Raw genomic sequence first — 19,897 nt, 5'->3', positions numbered from 1 at the left:
CTCGCACTTCCCCGGCCCCGCCTGCGGCCGACCCCGCCCGGGCGCCGGCCCGGCCCGGGCGGAAGCGGCCCCGGAGGAAGGAGACAACCGTGGCCGAGCAGCGGAAACGGGAAAGCACCGGCAGCGGCGGCACGCTGCGGACCTACCGCGCCAAACGGCACTTCGACCGGACCGCCGAACCCCGTGGCAGTGCCGAGGAGGGCGGCGAGCATCCCCTCTTCGTCGTGCAGATCCACGATGCCAGCACCATGCACTTCGACTTCCGCCTGGAGGTCGACGGCGTGCTGAAGTCGTGGTCGGTGCCGAAGGGCCCCTCGTCCGACCCGCACGACAAGCGGCTGGCCATGCCCACGGAGGACCACCCGCTGGAGTACCGCGACTTCGAGGGTGTGATCCCAGCGGGCGAGTACGGCGGCGGAACCGTGATCGTCTGGGACGACGGCACCTACCGCCCGCTCAGCCACGACCGCCGGGGCCGCCCGGTGCCCTTCGGCGAGGCCCTGCGGAAGGGGCACGCCAGTTTCCGGCTGGAGGGGTCCAAGCTGCGCGGCGGGTACGCGCTCACCCGGATCCGCGGCGGCGACGGGTCGGAGCGCGAGGCGTGGCTGCTGGTCAAGGAGGACGACCGGCTGGCCAGGCAGCACGGCGGACCGCCCGACCCGCGCCGGGCCCGCTCGGCGCGCAGCGGGCGCACCCTGCGGCAGGTCGCCGAGCACCCCGAGGCCGAGTGGCGGAGCGACCGGTCATGAGCTCCCTGGGCAACCCCTCGGAAAGCGGCGCCGCGGGTCCCGGCGCCGACCTGCTGACGCGGCTGCCCGAGGACCTGCGGGGCAGGCTGCGCGCCGCGCCCTCCGGAGTGGAGCTGGCCGCACAGCCCATGCTCGCCACCCTCTCGCAGCGCCGGGAGCTGTCCGCCGACTGGCTCCTGGAGCGGAAGCTGGACGGCGAGCGGGTCCTCGCCGTCCGCGAGGGCGGCCGGGTACGGCTGTTCTCGCGCACCGGCCGCCGCCTGAACGCCACCTACCCGGAGCTGGTGGAGGCCCTTGAGGCCCAGGAGTGCGAGGACTTCACCGCCGACGGCGAGGTGGTGGCGTTCTCCCACGGCCGTACGGACTTCTCCCGGCTCCAGCAGCGCATGGGGCTCACCAGGCCGGCGGAGGTGCGGGCCAGCCCCGTCTCCGTGTACTACTACCTCTTCGACCTGCTGCGGCTGGAGGGCGTGGAGACCACGCAGTTGCCGCTGCGCGCCCGCAAGGGCCTGCTGCGCGACGCGCTCGCCTTCGGGCGGCCGCTGCGCTGGACCGCCCACCGCAACGCCGACCCCGAGCACGGCGCCACCGCCGACCGGCTCCTGGAGGAGGCCTGCGCGCGGGACTGGGAGGGCCTGATCGCCAAGCGCGCGGCGGGCCGGTACCAGCGCCGCCGCTCCACGGACTGGCTGAAGCTCAAGTGCTCCCGCGGCCAGGAGTTCGTGATCGGCGGCTTCACCGAACCCTCGGGCAGCCGGGTCGGCTTCGGGGCGCTGCTGCTCGGCTACTACGACCACGGGCGGCTGCGGTACGCGGGCAAGGTCGGCACGGGCTTCGACCAGCGGACGCTGCTGAGGCTCAGCCGGACGTTCGGCGAACTGCGCCGAACGGGCTCGCCGTTCGCCGATCCGGTGCGCGAGCGCGGCGCCCACTGGGTGGAACCGCGGCTCGTGGCCCAGATCGCGTTCACCGAGTGGACCCGGGACGGCATGCTGCGCCACCCGCGGTACCTGGGGCTGCGCGACGACAAGGCGGCGGCCGACGTCGTGCGGGAGCGGCCCGCGGGTTAGGGCCGTCGAACGCCGGTTACCCGATGCCGCGAACGAGAGTTGAGGAGGCATCGATGACGGAGTTCGGCTACTTCCTGGCGTGCGAGGAGCACGGGCCCGGTGAGCTCGTCGAGCAAGCGCGCATGGCCGAACAGGCGGGGTTCACGGCGCTGTGGATCTCGGACCACTTCCACCCGTGGAACGACCGCCAGGGGCAGAGCCCGTTCGTGTGGTCGGTGATCGGGGCGCTCTCCGAGGCGGTGTCGCTGCCGGTGCAGACCGCAGTGACCTGCCCGACCGTACGGCTGCACCCGGTGCTCGCCGCGCAGGCCGCGGCGACCAGTGCGGTGCTGCTCGACGGGCGGTTCCGGCTGGGCGTGGGCAGCGGTGAGGCGCTGAACGAGAGCATCCTGGGCGGCGCGTGGCCGGAGGCCACGGTCCGCCTGGAGATGCTGGAGGAGGCCGTGGGGATCATCCGGCGGCTCTTCACGGGCGAGCAGGTCAGCCACCACGGCCGCTACTACACCGTGCGGAACGCCCGCCTCTACACCGTCCCCGAGGAGCCGGTGCCCATCGATGTCTCGGCGTTCGGGCCCCAGGCCGCCGAGGTGGCCGGGCGGATCGGCGACGGATTCATCACCATGGAACCCGACCCGGAGCCCATCGAGCGGTTCCGCCGCAGCGGGGGCGGCGCGAAGCCGGTGGCCGCGGGACTGAAGGTGTGCTGGGGGCCTGACCGCGACGAGGCCGTGCGCACCGCGCACCGGCTCTGGCCGAACGAGCAGCTCCCGGGCGAGCTGCCGCAGATCCTGCCCACCCCGCAGCACATGGACCAGGCGTCACAGCTGGTCGCGCCCGACCGGGTGGCCGAGAACGTGACGTGCGGCGGCGACGTGGACGCGCACGCGTCCACGCTCCGTGCCTACGTCGACGCCGGCTTCGACACCGTGTACGTCAACCAGATCGGCCCCGATCAGCAGGGCTTCTTCGACTTCTACCGCACGAAGGTGCTGCCGGAGCTGGCCGGGTGACCCGCGCTGACCGCCGGCCGGGGGACTTGAGCTGACCGGGCGGGCCGCGGGAGCGGAGCCGGGGGGACGGCAGCGTCCCCCCGGCTCCGGGCGCCCCTGCCGGGGCGGGCCGTCCCGGCTATCCGGTGCGCAGCCGCAACTGCACCTCGTTCTCCTGGTCTCCCGCCGCGGTGCCCAGGATCTCGACGGCGAACGCCGCCGACAGGGTGTCCCTGAGCTGGTCCACCGCGTGGTAGCCGCCCTGCACGTCCACCGTGACGGGCGCCGTCAGCCGGCGCGGGGCGGCGGAGCCGGGGCCGCCCCGGACGTCGAAGGTGCCCGCCCAGATGGTGGGCTGGGTGTCGGAGGCCGCGTGCGGGACGTCCGCCGCGCCGCGGTCGGAGGGGAAGAAGTCCCGCAGCGTCTCGAACACCGCGTGTGCGTCGCTCTCGGAGCAGCCGCTGACCTCCACCAGCACCTGCGTTCCCGACTGCCGCTCGGGCAGCGTGCCGTCGCCCATGGTCACCGCTCCTCTCGTTCCTGGCGAAGCCTCATGTTCCTTCGCTCCCTTCGGGTGCGTCGTGGCCGTCCCGGCCGCCCGTGCGACCGGCGCCGTCGGGGCCGGGCTCGCCTTCCGCGGCGAGCCGGGCGCGTTGCGGACCGACCGTGTAGACGGGGTCCTCGGCGGAAGCCACCCCGGCCGCGAAGACGCCGAACCGCGTGCAGGCCGAGCCCGCCAGCAGGGCGAGGCCGCTCAGCGCGGCCACCGGGCGGCTCCGGCCGGCCAGCAGGGCGCCGGCCGCGCCGGTCGTCACCAGCACCCGGGCGCAGCGCAGCAGCAGCCCTGCGCGACCGGTGCGGTAGGTCTCCGCGACCGGGCCGAGGCGCCGTTCGATCGCCTGGGTGAGGGCGTGTTCGGCGCCCGTGGCGAGCGCGGCGGCGTAGCGGGCCGGGCCCGTCTGGGCGGGCGGAGCGAGCACCAGCGCCATGCCGGAGGCGGCGGCCGTCGCGGACGCGGTGAACAGGTAGGGCAGTTCGCGGTGGGCGCCGTGCCAGGCCGGTACGGCGGTGTCCGCCGCCAGCACGCCCGTGTAGGCGGCGACGGCCGGGCCGAGCAGGCCCGCGACCGCGGTGGCCGCGGCGCCCGCGCGGGGCAGCCGGCCGGTGACCGCGGACAGTGCGGACGCTGCCGCCGCGGGCCCGTAGCCGGCGAGCAGCCAGGAGCCCACGCTCATCGGCGAGGTGGGCTTGAAGACGCGCAGCATGCCGGCGAACCGCTCGGGCCTGCCCAGGTCGTGCACGAGCGCGGCCGCCGAGAGCGAGACGGCGGCGGTGGAGGAGACCTTCATCGCGGTCGCCGTGCGGGTGCGCCCGGTGAGGTGGGCACCGGCGGCCAGCACGGATCCGGCGCCGGCGAGGCCGCCGAGGAAGAAGTAGCCGGCGATGTCGCGGGCGGCCCAGGAGGGAGCCTTGATGACGGGGCGCCCGTAGTACGAGGTGAAGTCCGCCCGCGGCACCATCGGCTCCTCGCCGCCGCGCCGGCGGCGGCCGCGGCGCCCGGTCCCCGCGCCGTCCGGGTCCGCCCGCGGTCCCTGCCGCAGGGCGCCGGGCGTCGCCTGGCGGCCGGGGCGCTCGCCCTCGATGCCGTGCCGGGTCACGTCGGAGTTGCTCATCGCCGTCCTCCCCTGGGCCCGCGGCGCCCGGAACCGGTCCTCCCGGCCAGCGCGTCGAGGGTGAACGACAGCGCGAAGGAGCCCAGCAGGCTCAGCGCCGCAACGCCCGCGTGCCGCCACATGGCCGGCAGGTCCCGCGTGGTGACGACCGGGTCCGGCGGCAGGCCGTAGACCTCGGGCTCGTCCAGCAGCAGGAAGAACGCGCCGTCGCCGCCGACGCCGTCCTCGGGATCGTGCCCGTACAGCCGGGCCCCTTCGACGCCAGCCGCCCGGAGCTGCCCGACCCGCTGTCCGGCGCGCTCGCGCAATTCGTCGAGCGGGCCGAACTGGATGGACTGCGTCGGGCATGCCTTGGCACAGGCGGGCTCCTGGCCCGCGGAGAGCCGGTCGTAGCAGAGCGTGCACTTGAACGCGCGGCCGTCCGAGGGGCGCTGCTCGATGACGCCGTAGGGGCAGGCGGGCACGCAGTAGCCGCAGCCGTTGCAGATGTCCTCCTGGACCACGACGGTGCCGAACTCCGTGCGGAACAGCGAGCCGGTGGGGCAGACGTCAAGGCAGGCGGCGTGGGTGCAGTGCTTGCACACGTCCGAGGACATCAGCCAGCGCATGTCGCCGTCCGCGGTGGGGGGCTCGGCTGCCGCCGCGCCTGCCGTGCCGTGCTGCGCCGCGTCGGCGAGCGGCAGTTCGGTGCGGCCGTCCGGGGCGGGCGGGCTCGCCGGGGCGGGCGGGCCCTGCTCGACGAAGGCGACATGACGCCATGTCGATGCGCCGAGGCCGCCGGTGTTGTCGTAGGACATCCCGCTCAGCGTCAGCCCGTCCTCGGGGACCGCGTTCCACTCCTTGCAGGCCACCTCGCAGGCCTTGCAGCCGATGCACACGGAGGTGTCGGTGAAGAATCCGACGCGCTCGGGCGGATCGGGGTGGCCGGCGTCCCGGGCCGGGTCGGGCTCGGGTCCGCTGAGCAGGTTCTGCGCCGCGCGCAGGGCGTCGACCGCCTGGGGCGCGTGGGTGCCGGTCACCGGTGGGCCTCCGTTCGCGAGGACGTGCCCGTCGTCTCGGTGATGCCGGCGCGGCGGCGGTAGCCGGCCACCAGCGCGGGCAGGGCCGGGCCGCGGGGCCGGCGTCCGGGGCGGATGTCGGCGGAGAGTGCCTTGTCCTCCTGGATGTGGGCGTTGGGGTCGAGGGTGATCGACGTCAGCTCGTTGGCGGCGTCGCCGGTGACCGTGCCGTTGGGGCCCCAGTGGTAGGGCAGCCCGATCTGGTGGACGGTGCGGCCCTGCACCCTCAGCGGCCTGAGGCGCCGCGTCACCATCACCCGTGCCTCGACGGCGTTGCGCGCGGTGACGATGGTGGCCCAGCCGGCGTGCACCAGGCCGCGCTCGGCGGCCAGCTCCGGGGAGACCTCGCAGAAGAACTCCGGCTGGAGTTCGGAGAGATGGGACGACCAGCGGCTCATTCCGCCCGCGGTGAAGTGCTCGGTGAGCCGGTGGGTGGTGACCACGTACGGGAAGACGTCCGCTCCGGGCTCGTCGCCGCTCGGGTGGTAGCGGTTGCCCTGGCGAGGCAGCAGCTGCCGTACCGGGTTGCGCGACTGGCGGGGGTAGAGGGCGTTGGGGAAGGGCGAGTCCTGCGGTTCGTAGTGGGTGGGCAGCGGCCCGTCCTCCAGGCCCGCCGGCGTGTACAGCCAGCCCTTGCCGTCGGCCTGCATGATGAACGGGTCGTCGCCGCGCAGCGCGTCCGGGCCCTTCGCGTCCTGCGGGGGGACGAAGCCGGGGGCGCGGTCGGGCACGAAGTCCGGTACGTCGTGACCGGTCCAGCGCCCGGCCTCGGCGTCCCACCAGACCAAGGCCTTGCGTTCGCTCCACGGGGTGCCGTCCGGTGCGGCGGAGGCGCGGTTGTAGAGGATGCGCCGGTTGGCGGGCCACGCCCAGGCCCACTCGTGGGCCATCCAGTCCTGTTCCGTGCCCGGTTTGCGGCGGGCCGCGTGGTTGACGCCGTCCGCGAACACCCCGCAGTAGATCCAGCAGCCGCACCGCGTCGAGCCGTCGTCCTTCAGCTCGGTGTACGCGGAGAGCGGGGCGCCGGTCGGGCCGTGGCCGTTGATCTCGGCGAGCACCTGCGCGGCGACGGGTTCCGCGAGATCGCCGTCGACCGGGTAGTCCCAGGTCAGGTCCTGGACGGGACGGTCCATGGGGTCGGTGGAGGCGGCGAGTGCCTCCTTGATGCGGCGGCCGAGGTGGTACATGAACCACAGGTCGCTGCGGGCGTCGCCCTCGGGCTCCACCGCGGCCTCGTGCCACTGGAGCCAGCGGTTGGTGTTGGTGAACGAGCCGGACTTCTCGGTGTGGGCGGCGGCCGGGAAGAAGAACACCTCGGTCCTGATGTCCTCGGTGCGCAGCTCGCCGGTCTCGATCTCGGGGCCGTCCTTCCACCAGGTCGCGGACTCGATCAGGGAGAAGTCGCGGACCACCAGCCAGTCCAGGTTGGCCATGCCGAGCCGTTGCAGGCGGGTGTTGGCGGAGCCGACGGCCGGGTTCTCGCCCATCAGGAAGTAGCCCTTGCAGGTCCCGTCGAGCTGCGCCATGACGGTGTCGTACGTGGAGTGGGAGCCGGTCAGGCGCGGCAGGTGGTCGAAGCAGTAGTCGTTGTCCCCGGTGGCCGCGTCCCCGTAGTAGGCCTTGAGCAGGCTGACGAAGTAGGCCCGCATGTTGCCCCAGAACCCCTTGTCGGTGCGGCTGGCCTCGATGAACCTGTCGAGGTTCTCGTGGGCGTGCGCGTGCGGCATCGGAAGGTAGCCGGGCAGCAGGTTGAACAGGGTGGGGATGTCGCTGGAGCCCTGGATGGAGGCGTGGCCGCGCAGCGCCTGGATTCCGCCGCCGGGGCGCCCGATGTTGCCCAGCAGCAGCTGGAGCACGCTGGCGGCGCGGATGTACTGGGAGCCCACCGAGTGCTGGGTCCAGCCGACCGCGTAGGCGAAGGCGCTGGTGCGCTCCGGTCCCGAGTTGGCGGTGAGCGCGTCGCAGACCTTGCGGAAGGTGGCGCGCGGGATGCCGCACACCTCCTCGACCATCTCGGGGGTGTAGCGGGCGTAGTGCCGCTTGAGGATCTGGAAGACGCTGCGCGGGTGCCGCAGGGTGGGGTCGCCCGGCGCGGCCGAGTCGGCGTGGGCGCCGCCGGAGCCGTGCGTCTCCGCGCCGCCGGCCTCGTGGATGAGGTCGTGCCGGCCGGTGCGCAGCTCGTCCTCCTGCTCGCGTGGGTGCCGGTCGAGCTGCTGCTCGTGCTGCTCGTCGACCTCGCCCGTCGGCTGCTGGACCTGGGCGTCCTCGTACTGCCAGCTGCGCGGGTCGTAGTGCCGGCGGTCGTCGTCGAGGCCGGAGAAGACGCCGACGCCGCCGTCGGGGTCATCGGTGTCCCTGAAGTCCTCGCCGACCAGGGTGGCGGCGTTGGTGTAGGCGACGAGGTAGTCGCGGAAGTACTTCTCCTCGGTGAGGACGTGGTTGATGATCCCGCCGAGGAAGGCGATGTCGGTGCCCGCGCGGATCGGCACGTGCAGGTCGGCCAGGGCGCTGGTGCGGGTGAAGCGGGGGTCGACGTGGATGATGGTGGCGCCGCGCGCCTTGGCCTCCATCACCCACTGGAAGCCGACGGGGTGGGCCTCCGCGAAGTTGGAGCCCTCGATGACGATGCAGTCGCTGTTCTGCAGGTCCTGCATGAACGTGGTGGCGCCGCCGCGGCCGAAGGAGGTGCCGAGGCCGGCGACGGTGGCGCTGTGGCAGACCCGGGCCTGGTTCTCCACCTGGACCACGCCGAGGCCGGTCAGCAGCTTCTTGATGAGGTAGTTCTCCTCGTTGTCGAGGGTCGCCCCGCCGAGGCTGGCGATGCCGAGGGTGCGGGCGGTGCGCACGCCGTCCTGCTCCCACTCCCAGGTGTCGCGGCGGGTGGCGATCACGCGCTCGGCGACCATGTCCATCGCCGTCTCGAGGTCGAGGGGCTCCCAGTCGGTGCCGCCCGGGCGGCGGTAGAGGACCTGGTGGCGGCGGGCGTCGGAGGTGGTGAGCTCCAGGGTGGCCGAGCCCTTGGGGCAGAGCCTGCCCCGGCTGACCGGCGAGTCGGGGTCGCCCTCGATCTGGACGACCTTCCCGTCCTCGACGTACACCTGCTGGCCGCATCCCACCGCGCAGTACGGGCAGACCGACTTGACCACGCGCTCCGCGCTCTCGGTGCGGGGCCGCAGGCTCCGGGTGTGCGCGGACATCACCGCACTGCCTCTGCCGAGCGGGTCCCCGTCGGCGAACTGCCGGTACAGAGGCCACTCGCGAACGCGTTCGCGGATGCCCATCGCATTCCTCCCGCACATTGGCTGTCTGTGACTGTGGCCGTGTGCCTCTTGCCAGGGTGGCCCGCGGCAGTGGCGCCGGCGAGGTGGCGGCGCGGCGGTCGGATTCCGGATCCGGCCCGGCCGTGCTGATCCGTCCGCCGCGCTGTCGTCACGCGGTTACCACGAACGGAGTAACCGAAACGGGCGGTTCCCGCCGTAGGTCCGCGCGGCTGGTGCGGTCCTCGGGCGGCCGTGCCGGGCCGGAGGCCGGTGGCGTCCTCGGCGTGGGGCGTGCCGCCGATCGGGCGGGCGACGGCCGGACGGCATACCCTTGCCCACCGGCGGTGCGCCTCAGCCGGAGAGCACTCCGGGCAGGGCCAGCGCCCCCAGCAGCACCGTGCCCGCGAGCAGCCAGGCGACGTAGTCGCCGACGTGGCCCGAGTGCAGTCGCCGCAGCGGCCTGGTCCAGTAGAGCCCCTCGCGCAGCGACCCGGTGCGCACCGCCAGGGCCGCAAGGCCGACGGCGAGCGCGGTCGACGTCAGGCCGAGCCCGACGCCCGCGGCCGACCAGTGCGGGAGCAGCGCGGGCGGCGTCCCGAGCGCCCGGCCGACGGCGGCCGCGCACCCCGGCACGGCTCCGACCAGCAGCGCGGCGGTCAGCAGTACCGCGGGCACGGTCAGCATGGTGAGCGGGACCCGGCCGAGCGGGGCGCCGGTCTCGGGTTCCTCGCCGGTGCCGCTCGTCTCGTACGGCCGGTCCGAGGCGGGCCGCGGCCCCCAGCCGAGGAAGACCCGGGCCGCGACCCGGAGCGCCGCTCCCCCGGTCGCCGCGGAGACCACCACGAAGAGCACGGTCAGCGGGCCGCCCGCGGCCTCCTCGGTGACCGCCTTGCCGAGGCCGCTGCCGAACGGCGGCAGCCCGGCGAGCGCGAGGCCGCCCACCGCGAACAGGCAGGCCACCGAGCGCAGTCCCCGCGCGCGGCCGTGCAGTTCGTGCTCGTCGACGCTGCCGTAGCGGTCGAGCAGGATCCCGGTGGCGGCGAACAGGGCCGCCTTCACACCGCTGTGCCCGAGAAGGTAGATCGCGACGCCGTCCCTGCCCTCGGGGGTGAGCAGCCCGACGCCGACCAGGAACAGGCCGGTGTGCGCGACGGTGGAGAACGCCAGCAGGCGCTTGAGGTGCCGCTGCTGCCAGCACATCACCGCCCCGACCGCCGCGGAGAGCGCCCCGAGGGTGACCAGGGCCCGGGTCACGGACGGCGCCGGGATGCCGCCCGTGCCGGCGAAGACGGTGTCGTGTACCCGCCACACCCCGTAGACGCCGAGCTCGACCATCACCCCGGACAGCAGCATGCACACGGGGGTGGGCGCGACCGCGTGGGCGTCGGGCAGCCAGAAGTGGAACGGCGCCGCCGCGGCCTTCACCAGCAGGCCGGTGAGGACCAGCACGAAGGCCGAGAGCACCAGGGCGTCGGGGCCGCCCTGCTGGTCCAGCCGGGCGCCGATCTGCCGCATGCCGAGCTCGCCGGTGCGGGCGTACAGCAGCACGATGCCCATCAGCGTGGCGTAGGCGCCCAGTGAGGTGACGACGCCGAACGTGAGCGCGCCCTGCACCGCCTTGGGGTCCTCCACGCGGTAGCCGGTCAGCGCGTAGGCGACCACGCTCATCAGCTCGAAGAAGACGAAGGCGTTGAAGAGGTCGCCGGTGATCGCGAAGCCGCACATGCCGGCCTGGAAGAGCAGGACGAGGGCGGGGAAGGTGCCCGCGTGGCGGCGCGGCGGCTCCTCGAAGTACCGCCAGGAGTAGACGAGCACGGCGACCACGAGCAGCGAGACCAGCGCGACGAGGCCGACGCCCGCGCGGTCCCCGATCAGGACGATGCCGACGCTCTCGCCGTGCCGGGGCGTCCAGCCGCCCACCCAGACGAGAAAGTCCCCGGGCGTGGCGAACAGCAGGGCGAGCGCGAGGCCCGCGGTGCCCGCGGAGGCGGCGAGAGCCAGCACCTCGGCGAGGGTGCGCGGCAGCCGGCGGCCGACGGCGACCAGCAGGGCGGCTCCGAACAGCGGGACGGCGACGAGCAGCGGCAGCAGACGGCTCATCCGCGCAGCTCGGAGAGCTCGTCCGGATTGACCGTGCCGTGCCGCTTGGCGGTCTGGATCACCAGGGCGAGGAGCAGCGCGGTGACGGTGGCGCCGACCACCACGTCCGTCAGGGTGAGCGCCTGGACCACCGGATCGACCACCGGCCGGGAGCCCGGGGCGATGTCGGAGAAGACGGCGGCGGTGCCGCCGCTGCGGTAGCCGACGGCGAGCAGCAGGACGTAGGTCGAGGACTGGCAGACCGCCAGGCATCCGACGGCATGGACCAGATGCCTGCTGGTGGCCAGCCCGTAGCAGCCGGCGAGGAACATCCAGCCGGCGACGAGGTACGGCAGTACGGACATCAGTCTCGGCTCTCCTCCACGATCTCCACGGCCTGGTCGAGGAAGCCGGCGAGCAGCACCACGACGGCGCAGCCGACCTCCATGCCGATGGCGGCGTTCAGCAGCGGCACCGTGCCCCCGGAGGGGATGGTGTTGAAGGTGCCGTAGGGCAGCAGGGTGTTGGCGAGGAAGGCGGATCCGCCGGCCAGGCCGGCGACGCCGATCAGCAGGTAGGCGGCCTCGCCGGCCGCGTCGCCCACCGCGTAGACCCCGATCGGGCGGATCCGCTCCAGCGCCCGGTAGTCGACCCCGATGTACAGCAGGTGCAGGGCCGTCGCCACCACCACGCCGCCCTGGAAGCCGCCGCCGGGGCTGAGCTGTCCGTGGGCGACGATGTAGAGGCCGGCGAGCGCGGCGACGGGCAGCATGACGAGGGAGTAGCGCCGCACCGGCCGGGCCACGGTCGCCGGCACCGGGCTGACGTGCCGTTCGCCGCGGGTCTGGCGGAGCAGGACCATGGTGCCGAGCACGGCGGCGAAGAGGATGCTCTCCTCGCCCAGGGTGTCGAAGGCCCGCTGGTCGAAGTTGATGGACGAGATGACGTTGGCGGTGTGCCGGGCGAGGGAGGCGTGCACCGCGCGCTCGCCGTAGGGGTGCCGCGCGGTGCCGAAGTGAGGCAGCCGCAGGCAGGCCGCGGTGAAGAGCGCGGCGAAGCCGGCTCCGCCGACGGCCAGCAGGAGCATCCGCAGCCGCCGGATCATCCGCCCGCCCCCTCGGACCGCCCGCCCGGCCGGCCTGAGCCCCGCCCGCCGGTACCGCGGCGCCCCGGGTCTCCGCAGGAGTCGGGCCCTCGGGAGGAGCCCCGCTCCGGGCCCGGCCGGGGCTCGCCGGGCCTGCGCCGCACCTTGCGGACGGACAGCAGGATCAGCAGCGGCGTGAGCACGGAGCCGACGGCCAGCTGGGACAGCGCGACGTCGGGAGCCTGCAGGACCGTGAACAGCACGGCGAGGGTCAGGCCCAGCACGGCCAGCACCATGGCCTGGCGTTCCGGGTCGCGGACGGCCACCGCCGCGGTGCCCGACGCGGCGACCAGCAAGAGGGAGATGACGACGAGTGCGTCGTTCACGGCGTGCCCCTTCCCGATTCCGGGCGAGCCCCTTCCTGGAGGCCGCCGGCCAGGGCGCGCGAGGCGACCACGTTGCCGGCGATCAGCAGTCCCCCGATCAGCAGCAGTTTCACGGTGGCCCGGCCTCCCCCGGCGGCCACCGCGAGCGCGATCACCGCGACGGCCGTGCCGGCGGCCGTGGCCGCGGTGAGGCGGGGCGCGCGCGGGCCCCTGTGCCGCAGTTCGTCGGCGAGCAGCCGGGCGAAGACGAGGGTGCCCACGGGACCGAGGATCGCGAGTTCGAGGCCCGCGTCGACGTAGGCGGAGCGCCCGTAGCCCTGGGCCAGCAGCAGGAGGGCCACGCACACCAGCGAGGTGGAGAGGTTCTGGGCGATGAGCCTGCGGCGCAGCGGGCCGGTCGCGACGCACGTGACGGCCACGCCCCCACCCCCGGCGAGCAGGATCGCGGCGGCCAGCAGCCAGCCGTTCACCGGCGGCTCACCGCCCGGCGGGCGCGGCGGGCCGCTTCGCCCGAGAGCAGCGCGGCCGCCGATCCGACGACGAGCTCCCACCGGTCGACGGTGGAGATCAGCAGCAGCCAGAGCACCAGCAGGGCGGCCGTCCACGCCGCCGTCTCGGCGACGGCCGCGGCCCATACGGGTCCTCGTGCCATGCGTCACCTCCGCCGGCCCTGGTGGCCGGGCCGCCGGGACGGCGGCACCGTCCCCCTCGGGCCGTGCTCCTCGTCGCGTCAACCTCGTCATCCAAGCACCGCGGATGTCCGGCCCGCGCGAGACGCGCGGGCGCCGGCACCGGCGGTGTGCCGCGTAGGGCGGGCATCCCCGCGCACCTCAGAATGGTGCGGTGGACGCCCGGGTCCGCGGCCCAACCCCTCCCGTTCCCCCTGCGCCGCCTCGCATGCCCCCGCGCCCGGCAGGAGCAGCCGTACCACCTCGCGCTGACCGCCCGTCACGTCCCCACGACGGCGCACAGGTGTCCCGACCAGGGCGAAAGGGAAGTGACCAAAGATGCGCGTGGTAACGGACCGCCTCGCCCCCGTGTGGAGGTGGGTGAAGAAACCCCTCCGGAATCCCGCGGTGGCCCAGGCCGTGCGGTCGACGGTGGCGGCGACCATCGCGTACGTCATCGCCAAGCAGTTCAGCAACCAGCCGGCCCCGCTGACCGCACCGCTCACGGCACTGCTGGTCGTCCAGGTCACGCTGTACGCGACCCTGAAGACCGGGGTGCGGCGGGTGAACTCGGTGGTGGCGGGCGTGGTCATCGCCATCGGGTTCAGCTCGCTGATCGGCCTCACCTGGTGGAGCCTCGCCCTCATCATCATCGCGTCGCTGGCCATCGGGCGCTACGTGCGGGCCGGGGAGTTCGAGGTCGAGGTGGCGATCAGCGCCATGCTCGTCCTGGGCGTGACCCAGGTGGCCTCCAACGCCTGGGACCGGGTGCTGGAGACTCTGATCGGCGCGCTGACGGGTCTGTTCTTCAACCTCTTCTTCGCGCCGCCGGTCTGGGTGGAGACGGCGGGCGACTCCCTGCTGGACCTGGCCCGGCGGATGCGCAGGCTGCTGCTCCACCTGGGCGAGCAGCTCGGCTCCCACACCCCCGTCGAGCATGCCGCGGCCCGGCTCGACGAAGCACGCCAGCTCGACCACGACATCTCGGACGTCGACGCGTCGCTGCGGCAGGCCGAGGACAGCCTGCGTCTCAACCCCCGGGTGAAGGAGGGGCGGCTGCACCGGGTGGTGCTGCGCACCGGCCTCGACACCCTGGAGATCTGCACCGTGGTGCTGCGCGTCATCGCCCGCACCCTCACCGACCTGGCACGCGAGCGCGAGGAGCAGTGGCTGCTGGAGCCGAACGTGTCGCTCGCGGTGCGCGAGCTGCTGGCGCACATCGCCGACGCGATCGTCAGCTTCGCGGTGCTGGTGACCACCCGCACCAGCGAGGACGCGGAGACCGCCGAGGCAAGGCTGCGCTCCGAGCTGGCCGCGGCCTCCGCCCGCCGGGACTCCGTCGCGCAGATGCTGCTGGAGCTCGTGCAGGGCAATCCCGAGCAGTGGCAGCTGCACGGCGCGCTGCTCACCGAGGTCAACCGCATCCTCGACGAGCTGGACATGGAGCACCGCTCGCGCAGGTTGATGGAGGAGCTGGACCGCAGTGCCCGGGTCCTGCACGAGCGCCATCCGCGCCTGATGCGCATGCGCCGGGTGGCGGACCGGCGCCTCGGCCGGCTGCGCAAGCGGTGGCTGGGCATCCGGGGCGCGTAGGGGTACGGACGCTCAGGGGTACGGAGAGGGCGGCGTCGGGTGCCGTCGGCGGGGCGTCACGTGCATGCCGGAGCACGCGGCGAGCCGGCGGGCTCAGCCGGGTGGCTCGTCCGGCACCGGATGCTCGGGGTGCACGGCACCGGAGTGGGGCGCGCCCCGCTTGCCGGTGCCGGACTCGTCGGTGTCGGGCAGGTCCTCGTCCGGCTCGTCCGGCTCCTCCGCCTCGCCGCCGGTACCCGCTTCGCCCGCCTCGTCTGCCTCGACTGCCTCGTTCGTCTCATCCGTGTCGCCGGGCCGCCCCTCGTCCTGCTGCCGGTCGCGGCGCAGGTCCCATGGGTCCTCCCGGCCGTGGAACTGCTGGTCGGGCAGGTCGCGGGGGATCGGCGCCGGCTTCTTGGGCCGTCCGCCGTCCGTCCGGCGGTCGGTGCCTTCCCTGCGCTGATCGGCCACGGTCCCGTCCTCCTTCGCGGCGGCGGCCCGCCGGCCGCCGCGTGGGCGTGTCGGTTCGGCCGCGGGTACCTCGGGAGGGGGAACGTGAAACAGCCCGCGGCGCGGCGATCGGGGAAGGCTCTTGCCGTCACCAGCAGAGGCAGAAGGGGTGCCCGGCCGGGTCCGCGTACACCCGGAACCTGCGCTCCCCGCCCTGATCGTCGAGATCCAGGGGCTCGGCGCCGAGGGCGAGCACCTCGCGCTGGGCCGCCTCGATGTCGGTCACGTCGAAGTCCAGGTGGAGCTGCTGGGAGTTGTCGTCGGCCTGCGGCCAGTCGGGCGCGCGGTGCCCGTCGGCGCGCTGGAAGGCCAGCCGGGCGCCGCCGGGCAGGTGGAGGTCGAACCAGTCCGCGTCGTACTGGCTGATCCGGCCGCCGAGGACCCGGGCGTAGAAGTCGGCGAGTGCCGCCGGCTCGCGGCAGTCCAGGGCGGTGAGGGTGTAGGTCGCGATGGGCATGGCGGTTGCTCCTCCGGGTTCTTCTCGCACGGCGGTCACCGGGCTTCTCCCCCTGTACCGGGCCGGACCGCGCTCCCCGGTCCGGCCCGGTACGGACGGAAGGCCCCTGGCGCACAGCGCCGGCAGGAACTCGCCGCCCGCCCGCTCGGCAAACGGTGTCGGCGGTCGCGGTGGCTCGGCGCCGACGCGATCCCGGTGAAGCCCGCCTCGGCGTCCGGCGCGGCCGTCCCCACGGGGGCTGACGCCGTCCCCACGGGGGCTGACGCCGTCCCCACGGGGGCTGACGCCGTCGCCGGGAGCTATGCCCTCCCCGATGTCCCCATGCTTGCGATGCGCGCCATGAGCACTGGGTTGCCCTCCGCAGCCGCGCGAAACGTCCCATCCAGGCCACCCGGAACCGGAGCACCCGGCTCCCCCGGCGGCCCCGGAAGGCCTCGCCCGAACAGCGGGAAGGCCCAGGGTGGGCCGGTGTACGTGTCCGAAACTTTTTGCCGAGCCACGGAGGTCAGCGGCCCAGGCACCTGGTGGAACAGGCCGTTCCGATGCGGAAACCCTGGCCAGGGCGGGTGATGCGGGGCAGGATGTGCCCAGTCCCCCAGCACCGGAGTGCAGCACAGAGGCAGGAGCGCATGGCCGACGACCTACCCCCCGCGGTCGGGCGGGCATCCGGCGGCGCGTCCCGCGGAGCCCTGCTACGGCCGAACGGAATCGTCCTGGGGCCCTCCTCTGACCAGGCCGCGTCGGACGGCGTGGCCGCCTCCGAGGGTGCCGAGCCGGGGCCGTACCCGGGGCCGTTAGCCCCGTCCCTGGTCACCGTGGCCGTGCTGACCGGGCCCGCGGCGGGCGCCGAGCTCACCTTCGCCGAGCGCGCCTGGTGGCTGGCGGGCCGCGCCGCGGAGTGCCGGCTGCGGCTGCCCCGGACCGACACGCGCGCCGACCGGTTCCACTGCCTCTTCGACGTGAGCCCACCGCATGTGCGGGTGCGGGACCTCGGCACGGCGCACGGCACCTTCGTCAACGGCGAGCGGATCGGGGCCGGCACGGACGGGACGCCCCTGCCGGAACCCGCGCGGTGGGCCCCGGCTGAGCGGGATCTCGCCGACGGGGACGAGGTGCGGCTGGGCACCACACTGCTGCGGGTGGCGATTCAGGCGCCGGACACGGGTCCGGCGGCCGGCACTGCGGTCGCCCCGGCTCCTGCCCCTGCTTCGGCTCCGGCAGCGGACACGGTCCCGGCAGCGGCTGCGCCTCCGAGGGCCGGCGCGGTGATCGCCCCTGTTCCGGCGTCCGGCGCGGTGGTCACCGCCGCCCCCGTTCCGGCGCCCGGCCCACTGCCCGCGTCCGGAGCGGGGGCCGGTTCCGGCCCCTGCGTCCACTGCCCGCCGGACTCCGACCTGCCCCCCGATCCCCTCCCGGACGCGAGGGCATGCGAGCGGTGCCGGGAGCGGGCGCCGGCCCTGCTGCGGGAACTGCTGGCCCGCGCGTCCGGCGACGGCGGGCTCGCCGAGCTGCGCGGCTACCAGGTGCTGCGGGAGCTGGGACGCGGCCGGCACGGCGTCGTCTGCCTCGCCCGGCACCGTGACACCGGCACGCGCGTCGCGCTGAAGCTGCTGCTGGCAGGGCCCACGGTCACGCCGCGCGCCCGTGCCGCCTTCCTGGCCCGGCTGGAGCGGCTGCGCGGCCTGCGGCACCCGGGCATCCTCAGCCTGTACGGGTCCGGGGCGCACGGCTCGGCGTTCTGCGTGGCCGTCGAGTACGCGGCGGGCGGCACGCTGGAGGAGCTGCTCTCGGCGCGCGGCGGGACGCTGCCGCCCGGCGAGGCGGTCGGCATCGCCGTCCAGGTGCTGGACGCCCTCGCGTCCGCCCACGCGACACCGCCGTGGTGGGACACCGGCGCCACGGGGCACGCGCATCTGGACGTCAGGCCCTCCAACATCCTCCTGACCGGGACCGCCGGCCCGCTCGGCGCGGGCGAAGGACCGGCAGCGCCCGCCGTCAAGCTCGCCGACTTCGGGCTCGCCGCGGCCTTCGACCGGGCCGGCCTGGCGGGCCTGACACGGACGGGTCCCCCGGCCGAACCGGTCGGCTACCTGCCCCGGGTCCGTCTGGTGGACGACGTCGGCGCCGGTCCCGAGTGCGACGTGTGGGCCACCGCGGCCGTGCTGTACCGCTTGCTCACGGGCGCCGCCCCGCGGGAGGTGCCACCCGGCGCCGACCCGCTGGCGGTGCTGCTGCGGGATCCGCCGATCCCGCTGAGGCGGCGCAACCCCGCGGTGCCGCGGCGGCTCGCCCAGGTGATCGACGCGGCGCTGATCGACAGCCCCCGGATCGTCACGGCCAGGGCGGGCGAGTTCCGCGAAGCGCTCAGCGCGAGCGTGGGCTGACGCCCCGGCCCCGACCGCCCGGCAGCATCTCCTGGACCTTGGCCTTGAGGCCCTGTTTGACCATGGCCGCCCGGTCGCTGTCGCCCTTCAGCACGGAGGCTGCGGCCGCCTCGATCTGGTCGAGCGAGGCGTGCGGCGGGATCGGCGGGACGGCCGGGTCCGTGCAGAAGTCCAGGACGAAGGGGCGCTCGCTGGCGAGCGCCTCCCGCCAGGCCTCCTCGACGCCGCCGGGCTCCTCCACCCGCACCCCGCCCAGGCCGACGGAGCGCGCGAAGTCGGCGTAGCGCACGTCGGGGATCGCTTGCGAGGGCAGGAACTGCGGAGCGCCCTCCATGGCCCGCATCTCCCAGGTGACCTGGTTGAGGTCCCTGTTGTTGAGCACGGCGACGACCAGCCGGCCGTCCTTCCACCGCCGCCAGTACTTGGCGATGGTGATCAGCTCCGCCAGGCCGTTCATCTGCATGGCCCCGTCCCCCACGAGCGCGATCGCGGGCCGCCCGGGGTGGGCGAACTTGGCGCCGATCACGTAGGGCACCCCGGGCCCCATCGTGGCCAGCGTCCCGGACAGCGAGCCGCGCATGGTGCCGCGCATCCGCAGGTGGCGGGCGTACCAGTTGGCGGCGGAGCCCGAGTCCGCCGTGACGATGGCGTCGTCGGGCAGCAGCGGGTCGAGCGCGTGCACGACGTGTTCCGGGTTGATGGGGTCGGCATCGACGGCGGCGCGCCGCTCCATCACCTCCCACCAGCGGGCGGTGTCCTGTTCGATCTTCTTCCGCCACGCGCCGTGCTTCTTGCGGTCCAGACGCGGCAGCAGCCGCTTCAGGGTCTCGGCCGAGTCGCCGACCAGGTTGACCTCGAACGGGTAGCGGAGCCCCACCATGTGGGGGTCGATGTCGATCTGCACGGCCCGCGCCTGGTCGAGACCGGGCATGAACTGCGTGTACGGGAAGCTGGAGCCGATGACGACGAGCGTGTCGCAGCCCTGCATCAGCTCGTAGGAGGGACGGCTGCCCAGCAGCCCGATCGGGCCGGTCACGTAGGGCAGCGTGTCGGGAAGGACGTCCTTGCCTAGCAGGGCCTTGGCGACACCGGCGCCGAGGGCGTCGGCGAGTTCCTCGACCTCCCGGCGCGCGCCGCTCGCGCCCTGCCCGACGAGCACGGCCACCTTCTCGCCCTCGTTGATCAGTTGCGCGGCGCGGTCGAGGTCGTCGTCTCCGGGCACCGGTGCGTACCGGGCCATGCCCAGGCTGGAGGGGACCATCTTGAACGCGTGCTGCGGCGGGGTGTAGTCGAGCTCCTGGACGTCGGCGGGGACGATCACGGCGGTCACGGTCCGCCGGGCGGCGGCCGTGCGCATCGCGCGGTCGAGCACGTTGGGCAGTTGCTCGGGGACCGTCACCATCTCGCAGAAGTCGGAGGCGACGTCCTTGTAGAGGCTCAGCAGGTCGACCTCCTGCTGGTACGAGCCGCCCATCGCGCTGCGGTGTGTCTGCCCGACGATCGCCACCACCGGGACGTGGTCGAGCTTGGCGTCGTAGAGGCCGTTGAGCAGGTGGATCGCGCCCGGTCCCGAGGTGGCGGCGCACACGCCGACCCGGCCAGAGAACTTGGCGTATCCGACGGCTTCGAACGCGGACATCTCCTCGTGCCTGGCCTGGATGAACTCAGGCTTGTCGCCGGCCCGCTCCCAGGCTGCGAGCAGGCCGTTGATGCCGTCGCCCGGGTAGGCGAAGACGTGCTCCACCCCCCACTCGCGCAGCCGCTCAAGGATGTGGTCGGACACCTTCGTCGTCACGGGATCTCTCTCCTCCTCGGGGAGTCGTCGGTCGGGATCGCGTCGGGTGAGCTCCCGAGTACCCCGGGAAACGGTGGTCAAGGCATCGGGTCGCGACCTGCCGGCGCACGCCCCCGGCGCGCACGCGCTGAAGCACGGGTGGCGCCGGCACCGGCGGACGTAG

General features: G+C 74.3%; 18 protein-coding genes. 5 read left to right on the top strand and 13 right to left on the bottom strand.

Translation table 11 applies throughout. The features are described 5' to 3' along the window. Positions 1-89: 89 nt before the first annotated feature. The 3 genes from Sm713_RS39265 to Sm713_RS39255 are packed head-to-tail and all read left to right on the top strand — an operon-like array spanning position 90 to position 2,829. Positions 90-749, top strand: a complete 660-nt coding sequence (locus Sm713_RS39265; protein WP_249416965.1) for a DNA polymerase ligase N-terminal domain-containing protein — start codon at positions 90-92, stop codon at positions 747-749. Beyond that, complete coding sequence (gene ligD, locus Sm713_RS39260) at positions 746-1,819, top strand: non-homologous end-joining DNA ligase (protein WP_212914692.1); 1,074 nt, start codon at positions 746-748, stop codon at positions 1,817-1,819. The genes Sm713_RS39265 and ligD overlap by 4 nt, the downstream gene beginning before the upstream one ends. A gap of 53 nt (positions 1,820-1,872) precedes the next feature. Beyond that, positions 1,873-2,829 (top strand): TIGR03557 family F420-dependent LLM class oxidoreductase, encoded by a 957-nt coding sequence (locus Sm713_RS39255; RefSeq protein WP_212914691.1) that lies wholly within the window; start codon positions 1,873-1,875, stop codon positions 2,827-2,829. A 118-nt stretch (positions 2,830-2,947) separates the two neighbouring features. Here Sm713_RS39255 and Sm713_RS39250 read toward each other — a convergent pair whose 3' ends face one another. From Sm713_RS39250 to Sm713_RS39205, 10 genes are all read right to left on the bottom strand, one after another. Further along, positions 2,948-3,328, bottom strand: a complete 381-nt coding sequence (locus Sm713_RS39250; protein WP_212914690.1) for a hypothetical protein — start codon at positions 3,326-3,328, stop codon at positions 2,948-2,950. A 31-nt stretch (positions 3,329-3,359) separates the two neighbouring features. Further along, positions 3,360-4,481 (bottom strand): NrfD/PsrC family molybdoenzyme membrane anchor subunit, encoded by a 1,122-nt coding sequence (gene nrfD, locus Sm713_RS39245; RefSeq protein ID WP_212914689.1) that lies wholly within the window; start codon positions 4,479-4,481, stop codon positions 3,360-3,362. Next, complete coding sequence (locus Sm713_RS39240; protein ID WP_374196120.1) at positions 4,478-5,500, bottom strand: 4Fe-4S dicluster domain-containing protein; 1,023 nt, start codon at positions 5,498-5,500, stop codon at positions 4,478-4,480. Before Sm713_RS39240 ends, nrfD begins: the two co-directional genes overlap by 4 nt. Further along, entirely contained in the window at positions 5,497-8,820 is a 3,324-nt protein-coding gene (fdh, locus tag Sm713_RS39235) for a formate dehydrogenase (protein WP_212914688.1), read from the bottom strand. The genes Sm713_RS39240 and fdh overlap by 4 nt, the downstream gene beginning before the upstream one ends. Positions 8,821-9,150: 330 nt before the next feature. Then, the gene (locus Sm713_RS39230; protein WP_212914687.1) at positions 9,151-10,899 is read right to left on the bottom strand and encodes a complex I subunit 5 family protein; all 1,749 of its coding nucleotides are present in this window, start codon (positions 10,897-10,899) and stop codon (positions 9,151-9,153) included. Further along, positions 10,896-11,243 (bottom strand): sodium:proton antiporter, encoded by a 348-nt coding sequence (locus tag Sm713_RS39225; protein WP_212914686.1) that lies wholly within the window; start codon positions 11,241-11,243, stop codon positions 10,896-10,898. The genes Sm713_RS39230 and Sm713_RS39225 overlap by 4 nt, the downstream gene beginning before the upstream one ends. Then, a complete protein-coding gene (gene mbhE / locus Sm713_RS39220) occupies positions 11,243-11,983 on the bottom strand; it encodes a hydrogen gas-evolving membrane-bound hydrogenase subunit E (protein WP_212914685.1) in 741 nt (246 codons plus the stop codon). Before mbhE ends, Sm713_RS39225 begins: the two co-directional genes overlap by 1 nt. After that, positions 11,980-12,348, bottom strand: a complete 369-nt coding sequence (locus Sm713_RS39215; RefSeq protein WP_212914684.1) for a DUF4040 domain-containing protein — start codon at positions 12,346-12,348, stop codon at positions 11,980-11,982. The genes mbhE and Sm713_RS39215 overlap by 4 nt, the downstream gene beginning before the upstream one ends. Beyond that, entirely contained in the window at positions 12,345-12,818 is a 474-nt protein-coding gene (locus tag Sm713_RS39210) for an MrpF/PhaF family protein (RefSeq protein WP_212914683.1), read from the bottom strand. Before Sm713_RS39210 ends, Sm713_RS39215 begins: the two co-directional genes overlap by 4 nt. Continuing rightward, positions 12,815-13,000: a hypothetical protein gene (locus Sm713_RS39205; protein ID WP_212914682.1), complete on the bottom strand. Its 186-nt coding sequence runs from the start codon at positions 12,998-13,000 to the stop codon at positions 12,815-12,817. Before Sm713_RS39205 ends, Sm713_RS39210 begins: the two co-directional genes overlap by 4 nt. Positions 13,001-13,355: 355 nt before the next feature. Here Sm713_RS39205 and Sm713_RS39200 point away from each other — a divergent pair, with 355 nt between their 5' ends. Further along, positions 13,356-14,609, top strand: coding sequence for an aromatic acid exporter family protein (locus tag Sm713_RS39200; RefSeq protein ID WP_212914681.1), 1,254 nt, complete (start codon positions 13,356-13,358; stop codon positions 14,607-14,609). A 93-nt stretch (positions 14,610-14,702) separates the two neighbouring features. On the opposite strand, the gene Sm713_RS39195 is transcribed toward Sm713_RS39200, so the two are convergent. Next, positions 14,703-15,059, bottom strand: a complete 357-nt coding sequence (locus Sm713_RS39195; RefSeq protein WP_374196119.1) for a hypothetical protein — start codon at positions 15,057-15,059, stop codon at positions 14,703-14,705. A gap of 127 nt (positions 15,060-15,186) precedes the next feature. Further along, positions 15,187-15,555 carry a VOC family protein gene (locus Sm713_RS39190; RefSeq protein ID WP_212914680.1) on the bottom strand — a complete coding sequence of 123 codons (369 nt, stop codon included), beginning with the start codon at positions 15,553-15,555 and terminating at the stop codon, positions 15,187-15,189. Between the two features lie 629 nt (positions 15,556-16,184). On the opposite strand from Sm713_RS39190, the gene Sm713_RS39185 reads away from it, so the two are divergent. Continuing rightward, positions 16,185-17,939, top strand: a complete 1,755-nt coding sequence (locus tag Sm713_RS39185) for a protein kinase (RefSeq protein WP_212914679.1) — start codon at positions 16,185-16,187, stop codon at positions 17,937-17,939. On the opposite strand, the gene Sm713_RS39180 is transcribed toward Sm713_RS39185, so the two are convergent. Continuing rightward, positions 17,920-19,734, bottom strand: coding sequence for a thiamine pyrophosphate-requiring protein (locus tag Sm713_RS39180; protein WP_212914678.1), 1,815 nt, complete (start codon positions 19,732-19,734; stop codon positions 17,920-17,922). The two genes, Sm713_RS39185 and Sm713_RS39180, sit on opposite strands and share 20 nt — an antisense overlap. Positions 19,735-19,897 lie beyond the last annotated feature (163 nt).

The sequence above is a fragment of the Streptomyces sp. TS71-3 genome (assembly GCF_018327685.1).
Lineage (GTDB): Bacteria > Actinomycetota > Actinomycetes > Streptomycetales > Streptomycetaceae > Streptomyces.
This window is presented reverse-complemented; position numbering and strand designations above follow the sequence as displayed.